Here is a 13,720-nt window from a genome sequence, read left to right as displayed (position 1 = left end):
GCTTTTATGGAGAGGGAATGCCATGATGGTTACACGCTTGAGCAAGACTGCCTTTGTTGCAGCGATGGCTTTTTTCGCGACACTGGTTTCATTTGGTAATATCACGGATTACGGCAGTAATTTCGCATTTGTGCAGCATGTATTGCTGATGGATACTATCTTCCCGGATGCGACGATCAAATATCGCGCCATCGAAAGCAACTTCCTGCACAATGCAGCCTATATTTTCATTATCGCATTGGAAACACTGACGGCTATTCTTTGCTGGATTGGTGCTGTTGTCATGTTGCGCCAGACCGGGGGCAATGCAGCGGGCTTCAATCGCGCCAAGAAATGGGCGATTGTCGGCCTGTCTCTGGGCTTTCTCGTCTGGCAGGTCGGTTTCATATCGATCGGCGGCGAATGGTTCGGCATGTGGATGTCATCGACGTGGAATGGTATCGAATCCGCTTTCCGCTTCTTCATTACGATCATCGCTGTGCTGATCTATGTCGCCCTGCCGGATGGCGAACTCGAACGCTGATTACGAAAGATAGGAAGCTGAGGCAGGTTCGTCGATGATTTCGACGCCAGCCTGTTTCAGCTTTCTGAGCATGGCAGACATGGAACCGCCGAGATCTATGGCATGGCAGGCATCGAGGCGCACCCGTGCCTGAAAACCTTGCGCAATGGCGTCCAGAGCCGAATAGGCGACACAGAAATCCATTGCAAGGCCGACCAGCGTCAGTGACCCGATATTGCGCTCGCGCAGATAGCCAGCAAGGCCGGTCGGCGTCTGGTGGTCATTTTCAAAAAACGCCGAATAGCTATCCACACCGACGCGAAAACCCTTGCGGATGACAAGCTGTGCGCGGGTCCATTGCAGGTCGGGATGAAAATCTGCGCCATTTGTTCCTTGTATGCAATGATCCGGCCATAAGGTTTGCGGCCCGTAGGTCATCTCGACGGTATCGAAAGGGTTTTTGCCCGGATGGCTCGATGCGAAGCTCGAATGACCGGCAGGATGCCAGTCCTGCGTCAGAATGACATGCTCGCTCTCATCGATCAGCCGGTTGACGGCTGGCAGAATTTCATCGCCGCCTTCGACGGCGAGTGCGCCGCCGGGGCAGAAATCATTCTGAATATCGACGGCGATAAGGGCATGCCCGATCATGAAGCGCTCCATTTCACTCAACATGGACAGTGGTGCGCCATCTGGGTTGGGACGTCAAGCGGTCAGGCGTCTATCTCGACGCGACCGCGCGGGCGGCTGCAACAGGCCAGAATGTAGCCATCGGCGATTTCATCATCGCGAATGCCGCCATTATGGTTCATTTCGGTCTCGCCCCCGATGCATTTGACCTTGCAGGTGCCGCAAATGCCGAATTCGCAGGCGCTGGGAATTTTCAGGCCGCCATTGCGGGCCGCAAGCAGGATAGTGTCGTTTTCCGTACATTCGACTTCAATGCCAGATTGGCTGAAAATGACGGTTGCTGAGGCAATGGCAGGCGCGGTTGGCGCAGTATGCGCTCCCGGAATAACGGTAAGTTCGGCGGGCAAGGGAAGCGCGGAAATTTCGCTCGCGGGCTGGAAGCTCTCCTGATGATAATTGGCCATGTCGAAGCCGGATTGCTCCAGCAGCCCACGTACGCCGTTCATGAACGGTTCAGGTCCGCAGCAAAAAACCTTGCGGTGCATGAAATCTGGGGCAAGCAGTTCCAGCCTTGCGCGATCGATACGGCCATGAAGACCTGGCCAGACATGGCGAGCAGAGGATTGCTCGACGATGAAGGCAAGGCGCATGGCTTCCATGCGGCCTGACAATAGTTCCAGTTCCTTTCGAAAAATAATGTCATCGGGCGTGCGCGCGCAATTGATGAAAGCTACATCGGTTTCCGGTGCGCAGTCGAACAGCCAGCGAGTCATGGAGACCATCGGCGTAATGCCGGAACCCGCCGAGATGAAGAGGTATTTTTCGCCTGGATGATCGGTGAGCGAGAAATCGCCATTTGGCCCATAGGCTTTGATCGTCATGGGCGGGCGCAGATTGTCGAGCATCCAGCGGGTGCCGATACTGTCTTTTTGCGCCTTGACCGTGACCGAGACGTGATAAGGCCGGGAAGGGGTGGAAGACAGCGTATAGGTGCGCAGGACCGGTCCAAGCCCATCGGCGCGTTCGATTGGCAGTTCGAGAGTGACAAACTGGCCGGGCGCGTAGCGGAACCAGTTATCGTCGGTCGCCCTGAAGGAGAAGGTCATCACGTCCGGCGCTTCCTCGATGGCCGAGATGCATTGGAGCATCTGCAACCGGTCGTTCCACGGCAGCATCTCATCCAGATATTTCAGAGGCTGCATCGCCTTCTCGCTTCTTGCAAAATTACTATCTTCAGGGGCGTAATTGACTTGCGCCCCTTGTTTTCTTACGCCATGGCCTGACGCGGCCCGGTTCAGGCTGCCTGACTGAGCTTTCCGGCTTCTCCACGCAGGCGCGGGGTGATGGTGCTGGCATACCAATCCAGGAATTGCATCACGCCGCCTTCATGCTCCACCGAATAGGGGCCGGGCTGATAGGCTGGCGAATGGATGCCGATGGAATTTTCCTCCACGATCTGGCGGTCCTGAGCATTGGTCTGTATCCAGACATGGGCCAGTTCTTCCAGATCGTAGTCAACACCTTCCACAGCATCCTTGTTGACAAGCCATTTGGTCGTGACTTGCGTTTCGCCGGGGCCAATGGGCAGCACACGGAAAGAAATGGCGTGGTCGGCCATCAGGTGGTTCCATGTCGATGGATAATTGAAAAGAAGCATGGCACCGATATTGGTGCCGCCTGCCACCTGCTGGCCCAGAGGCTTCTGGACGGCGGGCTTGCCCGACATCGTGTAGCTGACCGCCCCGCGCAACAGCGGAATGCGGGCAATGCGATAACGGCCGTCTTCGGAAATATTGAACCGGGCAGGCAAGCCTGCGGCCTCGCAATTTTTCCACAGTTCGTTGATTTCCGGGTCGTCCATCATGCCCTGCACGCCGGTAGCGGTGGGCGCTTCGGGATAGGTGCGGCAGAGTTCGGGATGATTGGCCGCGCAGTGATAGCATTCGCGGTTGTTCTCCCAGACAAGTTTCCAGTTGCCCTTTTCGACGATGGTGCTCTCAAATGCCACCTTGGCGTCGCGAATATTATGCGGGGCGAGATAAGGTTCGATCATTGTGCGGAAAGCCGCGAAATCCGGTGCTTCTTCGGCGAGGCATATATAGATGTAACCGGCGATGCTTTCGCAATGAAGCTGTTTCAAGCCATATTCAGCGGGTTTGAAATCCGGCCCTACCTGACGCGCAAAGAGCAGGCGGCCATCGAGTTCATAGGTCCATTGGTGATAGGGACAGACGAGCTTTGCCGCTGTGCCTTTTTCGGCCGCGCAGATACGCGAGCCCCGGTGACGGCAGGAATTGTGGAAGGCGCGGATGCCGCCCTGCGCATCACGCACGATAACCACCGGATAGGCGCCGATCTGGACGGTCATGTAAGAGCCGGTTTTCGGCAATTCGCAGTCATGGCCCATAAACAGCCAGTCGCGATAAAATATGTTCTCCAGATCCAGCTTGTAATAATCCGGATCAGTATAAAACTTCTGTTCCAGGCTGAAATTGGGGTCGCGCCCGGTCAAATGTCCCAGCATTTCATTGCGAATGTTCATAGTCACGAACCCTTTGTGTCGTCAGGATAGCGCCGTTTGCTGTTCTCCCAGCGACCAGAGCTTGATCCGGTATTCACTCAATCTTCCGAAAGGACCTTTTGTTCCATTTTCCCAACAGCTTGACCGGCTGGTTTTCGAATGGAACGCTTTCGTTGTCATGATTCAATCACCGAAATGTTCTAAACGCGCATTGGGATGCGACATGGTTTTCGCGTAAAGACGACACGCCAAAATGACGCGACCGGCCAAGCAGTGAGGCTTTGCAAATGTGTGAGACAATATTTTGCGGGATTGCCAAGGTGCCAGAAAGGCAGCTACCACACAGCGAGAGATAAACTGTGCCATGTCATGGGAGGCCCGACGGTCATGAAACGCTCCGAAATCAACGAAATCATCCGCGAAAGTGACGCGTTCATCCGCTCATTCGGCTATATTATGCCTCCATTCGCTTACTGGTCGCCCGAAGAACTCAAACAGCGCACTTCAAGCGATGCCATTTCCATTCGCGATGCGCGCCTTGGCTGGGACATTACGGATTACGGTCAGGGCAGATTTGCTGATCTGGGCCTGTTTCTTTTCACCGTGCGTAATGGCAATGCGGCGGACCTCAAGCGCGGCACCGGTATGCTCTATGCCGAAAAGATCATGATTTCGCGCGAGAAGCAGCTTTCGCCTATGCATCGCCATGTGGTCAAGGCGGAAGACATCATCAATCGCGGCGGCGGCACTCTGGTGCTCGAACTGTTCAATTCGCTGCCTGACGGCAGTGTTGACGAGGAAAGCGATGTAAGCGTGGCAAGCGACGGGCGGCTGGTGACGCAGAAAGCCGGAGCGCATCTTAAATTGCAGCCCGGCGAAAGTGTCACTCTTCTGCCCGGTAACTGGCATGCATTCTGGGGTGAGGGCGGCGACGTATTGATCGGGGAGGTATCGACGGTCAACGACGATCTCACCGACAATATTTTTCGCGAACCTATCGGACGTTTTTCCGATATTGAAGAGAACGAGCAGCCATTGCATCTGCTCGTCTCCGATTACGATAAGTGGCTGTAAAACAGATCGAGGACTGTGCATATGAAGCTGGCGATGATCGGAACGGGCTATGTTGGTCTGGTTTCAGGCGTGTGTTTTGCCGAATTTGGCTTTCACGTCACTTGTGTCGACAAGAATCCATCGATCATCGAGCGGTTGCGGGCGGGCCAGGTGACGATTTTCGAGCCGGGGCTGGACGAGGTGATGGCCCGCAATATCCGTGACGGGCGCCTGACATTCAGTACGGAACTGGCCGCAAGCGTGGCTGATGCGGATGTGATCCTCATTGCCGTGGGAACGCCATCGCGGCGCGGCGATGGCGAGGCGGATCTGCAATATATCGAGGCTGCCGCCGATGAAATAGCTGCGGCGATGAAGCCGGGCGCAGTGGTCGTCATCAAGTCGACCGTTGTTGTCGGTACCAATGCGCGTATTCGGGATCGTATCGCCGCGGCGCGTCCGGGCGTAGGATTCTCCATGGTTTCCAATCCCGAATTCCTGCGCGAAGGCTCGGCCATCGAAGATTTCATGCGGCCCGACCGCGTGGTGGTCGGTGTCGAAGATGAGCGCGGCAAGACCGCCATGCAGCGGCTCTATCGTCCGCTTTATCTGCGCGAGACGCCGATGGTGATCACGTCGCTCGAAAATGCCGAAATCATCAAATATGCGGCCAATGCGTTCCTAGCCATGAAGGTGACTTTCATTAATCAGGTGGCCGATCTTTGCGAAAAGACTGGCGGCAATGTGCAGGAAGTCGCGCGCGCCATAGGTATGGATAATCGTATCGGCCCCAAATTCCTTCATGCCGGCCCCGGTTTCGGCGGCTCGTGTTTCCCAAAGGACACGCGCGCTTTCGCAGCGACCGGCAAGCATTACGATGCCCGCCAGTCGCTGATCGAAGAGGTGATCTCGGTCAATGAAGCGCGCAAGCAGTCGATGGCGGAGCGCATCGTTGCCGCTGCACGGGAAAATGATGCGAACAGCGTCGCGGTGCTTGGAGTCGCGTTCAAACCCAATACGGACGATATTCGTGAATCGCCATCGCTCGACATCATTGCGGCAATCCAGAAAGCCGGGATTTCCGTGCGCGCACATGATCCGGAGGCAATGGAGGGGGCAAAAGCCCTTCTGCCCGGTGTGATCTGGTGCAATTCAGCCTATGAAGCGGCAACAGGCGCAGGGGTCGTGGCGCTTCTGACCGAATGGAACGCTTATCGCGCGCTTAATCTCAAGCGGATCGCAGAAGCCATGGATGGCAATGTGCTGATTGACCTGCGCAATGTTTACAAGCCCGAAGATGTTGCCGGTACTGGCCTCGATTATCGTTCGGTGGGGCGCTCTTTCAGTCTCTGACTGGGAAGATAATTACTTCTCCGCTGCCTGTCGCTTCTTTTCATTGGCGATCAGCCACAGGTTGCGGATATAAACAAACAGGCCCAGACCCTGTCCGGCAATAAAAACCGGGTCTTTGCGCTGTATTGCATAAAGTAGCAGCAGGAAACCGCCGCCAATCGAGAAAAACCAGAAGGCGACCGGCATGACGCTGCGCCTGGCTTTTTCTGAAGCCAGCCATTGCACGACGAAGCGCATGGTGAAACAGCCCTGGGCAATGAAACCCAGTACAATCCAGCCATCCCATTGTGCGACGAAGACTTCATGCAGCCATTGCGACAGGCTGGCGAACATATCAGCCATGAGTGATCTCCGTCACTTGCGGCACAACCTTGCGGCGTTTTCGCAGCCACCATACGCCATAAAGATCAAGAATGCCGCGCAGGCCGCGGTCGAGAATACCGTAGTTGGATTTGCCGTGCCGGCGCTCGCGATCAACGACATCGACATGCACGACATCATAGCCTTCGCGGATGACCAATGAGGGCAGATAGCGATGCCAGCCATCGAAGAAGGGCAATTGCCGAAACAGATCGGTGCGTACAGCCTTCAGTCCACAGCCGGAATCACGCGTTTTGTCCTTGAGGATAGCGCCGCGCAGATTATTGGCAAAGCGTGATGAAAGTTGCTTCAATTTGGTGTCAGTGCGCTTGAGGCGCTGCCCGGCAGCAATGCCGTAATCGGGGCCTGCTTCGCTAAGCGCATCGGCCAGCACAGGCAAATAGGCGGGGTTGTTCTGGCCGTCGCCGTCCATTGTAACCACAATCTGGCCGCGCGCGGCGAAAACGCCCGAACGCACAGCCGCACTTTGCCCCGACGAGCGATCATGGCGAATGTGGCGAAGCGGTTTTCCCATCTGAATGCGGTTGGCCAGAACATCCCCGGTTGAATCGGTCGAGCCATCGTCTACGACGATGACTTCATATGCGCGGCCCTCCATGGCGTCATCGACTTCATCCAGGAGAAAAGCGAGATTGTCGGCTTCATTGCGGCAGGGGATGACCACAGAAATCGTTGGTGTTTCCAAGCGGAGCTTCCTTCATTCCTTGCGCTTTTGCCGTCACATTGGGACAATCAGGTTTATGTATGGCGGCCCCGTACTGCGCAAGGCGGGGTCCATAGCATTTATTGCAGAGCAAAGCCAAGGTCGCTCAAGAAATCGTGAGCATACTGGCGAGCTTTAACTGCTGCTTTTAACTGGAGATGACGACAGACGGAAGCACCTCATCGAGCCAATCCAGAAAATTCTGCGTCACTTCATCCCTGTTTAACTCATTGAGGCCCTCGTGGCGTGTTGCTGCATATACAGTGCAATGCAAATTATCGAAACCCATGCCTCGTATTCTGTCAGCCAGTTTGCGGATTGCTGCGGCCTTATCGGTGGCGGGATCGTCTGCGCCACCCACGAGATTGAAGGGCAGCTTTTTGCGGATGCCGGCGAAGCCGGAGTTGGTTGCGCCATTCTTCATCATGTGAAAAATGTCGATCCAAAGTGCCACGCTGGCATCGAAGCCGCATAATGGGTCGGCAATATAGGCGTCGACTTCTGTGGCATCGTGCGAGAGCCAGTCAAAGGATGTGCGGCTGTTTGCGATTGCATCGCCCCATGCCCGAAAAGTAAGTCGAGGCAAGATTGAACTGGGCACATCAGACCCCTTGAGCATCCGCTCGGCATAAAGGAGTGCGAGAGCCAGCCTGTTTTGCATGGGATCGCCGAAATTGGCATTCCAGATGGCGGCGGCATTGATCGTTTCGGAATGAGCCAGTGCATAATTGATGGCAATCAACCCGCCCATGGAATGGCCGAATATGATTACGGGTAAACTGGGATGGGTTTCATGGATATGCCGGTTGAGGGCCAGAACATCGCTAATCACCAATTTATAGCCATCGCGCGGTGCGAACATTCCCTTGGGCGCGTGCGCGCCGATATTGACGCCATGGCCGCGGTGATCCTGTGCATAGACATGATAACCGGCGCGGTTTAACGCCAGCGCAAAGCGGGCATAGCGGGCGGAATGCTCGGCGAGCCCATGGCAGATATGTATGACTGCCTTTTGCGTGACGGCCAGCGACTGCCGGAAAGGCAGACGCGTTGCATCCGGGAGAGGCAGTTGGCAGATAGTTTCAAAGGACATTCGGGCATCAGAGTTTATGCCAGTCAAATAGTCAAACCCTGGTTTAAAACGGCGATTTGGAAGGCAATCGAAGATTGAGTGAGCTAATTTTAGGCAATTGCAAATTTCGAGCAAATATTTCTTGAAAAGTACGAAATCCTGCGCAACTCTGCATATGTCAGGGGGATATGAATGGGGTTTTGAAAGGCATAACGACGGCGACTTCACGTTTCATGCCACAACTTGCAGGCCATCTGATGAAAGAGAGGACACTTTCGCGGATGGTGGCCAGAGGGGAAACCGGGTGACGGAAATATCCGCGCCCGGTTTCATAAATTTTGCAGAACATTTCATGCTTGAATATGCCTTGCAGGCAGTTTGTCGATTCATACGATGGCTGTTTGCTTCCGCGCAGCAATTGCCCTAAATACGCAGCAGCAATTTCCCTGCGGTTCGGCTCTTTGGCCGCTCGCGCTATTTAACTTGTGGAGACGACGCGCTTTATGGCACGCCAATTCATCTATCATATGTCCGGGCTTAATAAAGCCTATGGCGCTAAGAAGGTTATCGAAAACCTTCATCTTTCGTTTTATCCGGATGCGAAGATCGGTATTCTTGGTCCAAACGGTGCCGGTAAATCGACAATTCTCAAAATCATGGCCGGTCTCGATAAAGAATATACCGGTGAGGCATGGCTCGCTGACGGTGCGACTTGCGGCTATCTTGCTCAGGAACCGCACCTGGACCCTGAAAAGACCGTGCTCGGGAATGTGATGGAAGGTGTAGCCGCGAAAACGGCTATTCTCGACCGTTATAACGAGTTGATGATGAACTATTCTGATGAAACCGCAGATGAAGGTGCGGCGCTTCAGGATGTCATCGACAGCCAGAACCTCTGGGATCTGGACAGCCAGGTCGAAATGGCGATGGAGGCACTGCGCTGCCCGCCAGCAGATGCTGACGTAACCACGCTTTCGGGCGGTGAGCGTCGCCGCGTAGCGCTGTGCAAGTTGCTGCTGTCGAAACCAGACCTTCTCCTGCTCGATGAACCGACGAACCATCTTGACGCTGAAACCACTGCATGGCTGGAAAAGCATCTGCGTGAATATCAGGGCGCTGTCCTGCTCATCACGCATGATCGTTACTTCCTCGACAATGTAACGGGCTGGATTCTCGAACTCGATCGTGGCCGTGGTATTCCTTACGAAGGGAACTACTCGGCCTATCTCGCTGCCAAGTCCAAGCGTATGATTCAGGAAGGCCGTGAAGAAGATTCCCGCCAGAAGGCACTTGAGCGCGAACGTGAGTGGATTTCGGCGAGCCCCAAAGCCCGTCAATCCAAGTCGAAGGCGCGTATCAAGGCTTATGACCAACTGGTTGAAGCTGCCAACAATCAACGTCCAGGCGACGCCCAGATTCTGATTCCGGCTGGTGAACGTCTTGGCCAGGTGGTCATTGAAGCCGAAGGTCTGACCAAATCCTTTGGCGACCGTATGCTGATCGAAAACCTGACTTTCAAGCTGCCTCCAGGTGGTATCGTTGGTGTTATCGGCCCGAACGGCGCGGGCAAGTCGACGCTGTTCAAGATGATTACCGGTCAGGAAAAGCCGGATTCCGGTTCCATCCGTATCGGTGATACGGTGCATCTTGGTTATGTCGATCAGAGCCGCGATCATCTCGACCCGGACAAGAATGTCTGGGAAGAAATTTCCGGTGGCAACGACATTATCAAGCTTGGCAAGTTCGAGATGAATTCACGCGCTTATTGCGGTGCGTTCAACTTCAAGGGCGGCGACCAACAAGCCAAGGTCGGCAATCTGTCCGGCGGCCAGCGCAATCGCGTGCATCTTGCCAAGATGTTGCAGGCAGGCGGCAACGTCCTGCTCCTCGACGAGCCGACCAACGATCTTGATACGGAAACGTTGGCAGCGCTCGAAGATGCGCTTGAAAAATATGCTGGCTGCGCTGTTATCATCTCCCATGATCGTATGTTCCTTGATCGTCTGGCGACGCATATTCTTGCCTTCGAAGGCGATAGCCATGTCGAGTGGTTCGAAGGAAATTTCGAGGATTACGAGGCGGATAAAATCCGCCGTCTCGGACCCGATAGCGTCAACCCGAAGCGGGTCACTTACAAGCCGCTGACGCGGTAGCGAAAAACAAGGCCGGTGTGAAAACGCCGGCCTTTTTATTTGATGGATGGAAACGAGATGAAAGACTGGTCCGCAAAACAATATCTGAAGTTTGAGGACGAACGTAGCCGCCCCGCAGCCGATCTTGTTACGCAGATACGGTTGAATGAACCACGCAAGGTCGTAGACATTGGCTGTGGCCCCGGAAATTCTACCGAGTTATTGCTTGAGCGCTGGCCTCATGCACGAGTTTCGGGTTTCGACGCATCGCCCGATATGATCGAACAGGCGAAGCAGCGCCTGCCGCAAGTGGATCTTTCAATCCGCGATCTAACCAACTATGAGCCGGATGCGGAGACGGACGTGCTGTTTTCAAACGCCGTGTTCCAATGGCTTCCAGATCATCTGGCTCAAATGCAACGTCTTTTGCGTGCATTAAAGCCGGATGGGATTCTGGCTGTGCAAATGCCTGACAATATGAACGAGCCGACACATCGCGCAATGCGGAGCGTGGCCCAAAGTGCGTCTTTCGTCGATAAGATCGGGGCTGTTGGCAGGAAGCCTTTGCCTCCCGTCTCGACCTATTACGAGGCGCTTGCCAGCCTGGCCTCGCATGTCGACATCTGGCACACGATTTACAATCACCCACTCGGCAGCGTGAAAGCTATCATTGAATGGGTCAAGGGGACTGGCTTGCGCCCATTTCTCGATCTGCTCTGTGAGAAAGAGCAGGCGGAATATCTTTTCGCTTATGAAAAGCTTTTGATAAAGAGCTATCCAGAAATGAGCGATGGGCGCGTCCTTTTGCGTTTTCCAAGAATTTTCATTGTTGCGCGCAAGTAGCATTATATAGACGCCTTCGGGCGACTCACATTTCCCTGGCTTCCTCGTCATCAGCGGTGACGAGACGCGTGGCGCGCCATTCGGTCAGCTTGGAATTGATGGCGTCCATCACGAAAAAGCGTGCCGAATCCTTGTCATATCCCTCGTCACGCAAGGCGTCGTAATCCGTGTGAACGTGGCGGACATAAGCTACCGTTGCCAGCCAGACCGCCACGGACGGCGGCAGCGCTTTCATGTGCGGCGCGAGAGCCGCAGCCCGGATCGGTTCGGAATCCGAATAGGGAACCGCAGGAAGCAGAAGCGTGAGGGATTTAGCGACCGCTTTCTGGCGCACAGTACCTGCACCCATGGCTGTACTACCTTTCCACTGTTTACTATCGAATCTCTGGCTTATCGTGCCATGAAAACTGCTTGCGCAAGAGGTGTAATTCATATAAACATATCTTTATATCTTTTAAGAGTATGGAGATTGCTGAATTGCGCTTGCAGCTTGATCGGATGGTGGATGTATTGAAGGCGGTGGCCGAACCGAGCCGCCTGCGTATTCTCGTGCTTCTGTCCCGCGGCGATCTTACCGTGTCGGACTTGACGACGATTCTCGGCCAGTCACAGCCGCGCGTTTCGCGGCATCTCAAGCTATTGGGCGAAGCCGATCTGATCGACCGTTATCAGGAAGGGGCCTGGGCATTTTTCCGGCTTTCGGACAATGCGCTTAGCGGGGAAGTGGCGCGCGGCCTGCTTGCACGTCTCAATGTAAAGGATCCGCTGGTCGAGCGCGATATGGAGCGGCTTTCGCAGGTCAAATCCAGCCGCCAGGAGAAGGCTGCGGCTTATTTCAGTGCCAATGCCGGAAGTTGGGACGAAATACGAAAGCTGCATGTCTCGGAAAATGCCGTGGAAGCGGCGCTCAGGAGAATCGTCGGCGAGCGGCCGTTTCAGGCCATGCTGGACGTTGGAACGGGAACCGGCAGGCTGCTGGAGCTGTTTTCGCCGCTTTATGTGCGCGGCCTGGGGATCGACATCAATCGCGACATGCTGGCCGTGGCGCGCGCCAATCTCGATCTCGCTTCGGTCGGCAATGCGCAGGTCCGGCAGGGTGACGTCTATGCGCTGCCGGTGGAGCGCGAGAATTTCGATCTGGTGACTATTCATCAGGTTCTGCATTTCCTTGACGATCCGCAAGCGGCGATCCGCGAGGCTGCCCGTGCCTTGCGGCCCGACGGGCGCTTGCTGATCGTTGATTTTGCCCCGCACAGGCTCGAATTCCTGCGTGAGGAACACGCGCATCTACGGCTGGGGTTCAGCGACGAACAAATGCTGGGATGGATGAAGGATGCGGGTCTGAAACCCGAAAAGACGACCGAATTGGGCCCGAAGGCGGCAAATGGTGATGAGGGGCTGACGGTCAAGCTTTGGTTGGCGCGTGACCCGCGTTTGCTGATTGCCGATCCAGTGACCCGCAATGAAAGCATGACGGAGACAGTTTGATGGGTTTTTATGGTCTTTCCCGCCGACCAGATGTCGGCCAGACCACCCGGGTATCGTTCGAATTCTTCCCGCCCAAAACGGAAGAAATGGAACAGCGCCTGTGGGAGACGGTTACGCGGCTTGCGCCGCTGAAGCCGGAATTCGTCTCCGTGACTTATGGGGCGGGTGGTTCCACGCGTGAGCGTACCATGAGAACGGTGGCGCGTATCCTCAAGGAAACGGACATCAAGCCAGCGGCGCATCTGACTTGCGTGGATGCCACGCGCGAGGAAGTTGACCATGTTGCGCAGGAATTCGCGGTGCTTGGCGTCAATCGCTTTGTGGCGTTGCGTGGCGACCCGGCCAATGGAATTGGCACGAAATATGTGCCAACGCCGGGTGGCTATCAGAACGGGGCCGAGTTGGTCAGTGGTTTGCGCAAGCTTTCCGATTTTGATGTTTCGGTGTCCGCCTATCCGGAAAAGCACCCTGAAAGCCCGGATTTCGCGACCGACATCGATATGCTGAAGCGCAAGGTGGATAATGGCGCAACGCGGGCCATTACACAGTTTTTCTTCGAGAATGACCTTTATGAACGCTATGTCGAGCGTGTTCGCCGCGCGGGCATTTATATTCCTATCGTGCCGGGTGTTTTGCCGGTGCATAATTTCAAGCAGGTCAGCAATTTCTGCGCCCGTTCGGCGACGCATATTCCGGCGTGGCTGGCCGAACGTTTCGACGGGCTGGACAATGACGCACAGACGCATCAGCTTGTTGCTGCCGCTATTGCTGCGGAACAGGTCATGGACCTGATTGAGCGCGGCGTGCAGGATTTCCATTTCTACACCATGAATCGCGCCGATTTGCCCTTTGCCATCTGCCATATGCTTGGCATCCGGCCTAAGGCCGAAGCTGCCGTAGAGGCTGCCTGAAATGATAAAAGCCCGGTCCAATGAACCGGGCTTTCATTTTCTGCAATTTGCTTCGGCTTGCCTGCTCGTCCTCAAAACCAAGGCTGCCGCAAAAGTTCAGGTCGCTCCCTTTAAGGGATGATGCCTGCTAT

Annotated in this window: 14 protein-coding genes; 7 read left to right on the top strand and 7 right to left on the bottom strand. The window is 55.2% G+C overall.

What is annotated here, in order from left to right; all coding sequences use genetic code 11:
* The first annotated feature begins 22 nt into the window (after positions 1-22).
* Complete coding sequence (locus KUG47_RS10720; RefSeq protein ID WP_217677958.1) at positions 23-523, top strand: DUF2165 family protein; 501 nt, start codon at positions 23-25, stop codon at positions 521-523.
* Here KUG47_RS10720 and pncA read toward each other — a convergent pair whose 3' ends face one another.
* The 3 genes from pncA to KUG47_RS10705 form a co-directional block, all read right to left on the bottom strand.
* Positions 524-1,153 carry a bifunctional nicotinamidase/pyrazinamidase gene (gene pncA, locus KUG47_RS10715; protein ID WP_217677957.1) on the bottom strand — a complete coding sequence of 210 codons (630 nt, stop codon included), beginning with the start codon at positions 1,151-1,153 and terminating at the stop codon, positions 524-526.
* Positions 1,154-1,215: 62 nt separating this feature from the next.
* A complete protein-coding gene (locus KUG47_RS10710) occupies positions 1,216-2,334 on the bottom strand; it encodes an FAD-binding oxidoreductase (protein ID WP_217677956.1) in 1,119 nt (372 codons plus the stop codon).
* Positions 2,335-2,426: 92 nt separating this feature from the next.
* A complete protein-coding gene (locus KUG47_RS10705; protein ID WP_217677955.1) occupies positions 2,427-3,674 on the bottom strand; it encodes an aromatic ring-hydroxylating oxygenase subunit alpha in 1,248 nt (415 codons plus the stop codon).
* Positions 3,675-4,040: 366 nt separating this feature from the next.
* Between KUG47_RS10705 and KUG47_RS10700 the strand changes: the two genes are divergently transcribed.
* Positions 4,041-4,727: a D-lyxose/D-mannose family sugar isomerase gene (locus KUG47_RS10700; RefSeq protein WP_217677954.1), complete on the top strand. Its 687-nt coding sequence runs from the start codon at positions 4,041-4,043 to the stop codon at positions 4,725-4,727.
* A gap of 21 nt (positions 4,728-4,748) precedes the next feature.
* The gene (locus KUG47_RS10695) at positions 4,749-6,059 is read left to right on the top strand and encodes a UDP-glucose dehydrogenase family protein (RefSeq protein ID WP_217677953.1); all 1,311 of its coding nucleotides are present in this window, start codon (positions 4,749-4,751) and stop codon (positions 6,057-6,059) included.
* A 12-nt stretch (positions 6,060-6,071) separates the two neighbouring features.
* On the opposite strand, the gene KUG47_RS10690 is transcribed toward KUG47_RS10695, so the two are convergent.
* The 3 genes from KUG47_RS10690 to KUG47_RS10680 form a co-directional block, all read right to left on the bottom strand.
* On the bottom strand, positions 6,072-6,401 hold the full coding sequence (locus KUG47_RS10690) for a lipid-A-disaccharide synthase N-terminal domain-containing protein (protein ID WP_217677952.1): 330 nt from the start codon (positions 6,399-6,401) through the stop codon (positions 6,072-6,074).
* Positions 6,394-7,125, bottom strand: coding sequence for a glycosyltransferase family 2 protein (locus tag KUG47_RS10685; protein WP_217677951.1), 732 nt, complete (start codon positions 7,123-7,125; stop codon positions 6,394-6,396). The genes KUG47_RS10690 and KUG47_RS10685 overlap by 8 nt, the downstream gene beginning before the upstream one ends.
* Positions 7,126-7,291: 166 nt before the next feature.
* A complete protein-coding gene (locus KUG47_RS10680; protein WP_217677950.1) occupies positions 7,292-8,236 on the bottom strand; it encodes an alpha/beta fold hydrolase in 945 nt (314 codons plus the stop codon).
* A 482-nt stretch (positions 8,237-8,718) separates the two neighbouring features.
* Between KUG47_RS10680 and ettA the strand changes: the two genes are divergently transcribed.
* Together ettA and tam are read left to right on the top strand one after the other, a co-directional pair.
* A complete protein-coding gene (ettA, locus tag KUG47_RS10675) occupies positions 8,719-10,368 on the top strand; it encodes an energy-dependent translational throttle protein EttA (RefSeq protein WP_217677949.1) in 1,650 nt (549 codons plus the stop codon).
* A gap of 57 nt (positions 10,369-10,425) precedes the next feature.
* On the top strand, positions 10,426-11,190 hold the full coding sequence (gene tam / locus KUG47_RS10670; RefSeq protein ID WP_217677948.1) for a trans-aconitate 2-methyltransferase: 765 nt from the start codon (positions 10,426-10,428) through the stop codon (positions 11,188-11,190).
* A 25-nt stretch (positions 11,191-11,215) separates the two neighbouring features.
* Here tam and KUG47_RS10665 read toward each other — a convergent pair whose 3' ends face one another.
* Positions 11,216-11,539 carry a DUF2293 domain-containing protein gene (locus tag KUG47_RS10665; RefSeq protein WP_217677947.1) on the bottom strand — a complete coding sequence of 108 codons (324 nt, stop codon included), beginning with the start codon at positions 11,537-11,539 and terminating at the stop codon, positions 11,216-11,218.
* Between the two features lie 119 nt (positions 11,540-11,658).
* Between KUG47_RS10665 and KUG47_RS10660 the strand changes: the two genes are divergently transcribed.
* A complete protein-coding gene (locus tag KUG47_RS10660) occupies positions 11,659-12,678 on the top strand; it encodes an ArsR/SmtB family transcription factor (protein WP_217678175.1) in 1,020 nt (339 codons plus the stop codon).
* Positions 12,678-13,589 (top strand): methylenetetrahydrofolate reductase [NAD(P)H], encoded by a 912-nt coding sequence (gene metF / locus KUG47_RS10655; RefSeq protein WP_217677946.1) that lies wholly within the window; start codon positions 12,678-12,680, stop codon positions 13,587-13,589. Before KUG47_RS10660 ends, metF begins: the two co-directional genes overlap by 1 nt.
* The last annotated feature ends 131 nt before the right edge of the window (positions 13,590-13,720 follow it).

The organism is Falsochrobactrum tianjinense (assembly GCF_019100495.1).
In the GTDB taxonomy this organism is placed as follows: domain Bacteria; phylum Pseudomonadota; class Alphaproteobacteria; order Rhizobiales; family Rhizobiaceae; genus Brucella; species Brucella tianjinense.
This window is presented reverse-complemented; position numbering and strand designations above follow the sequence as displayed.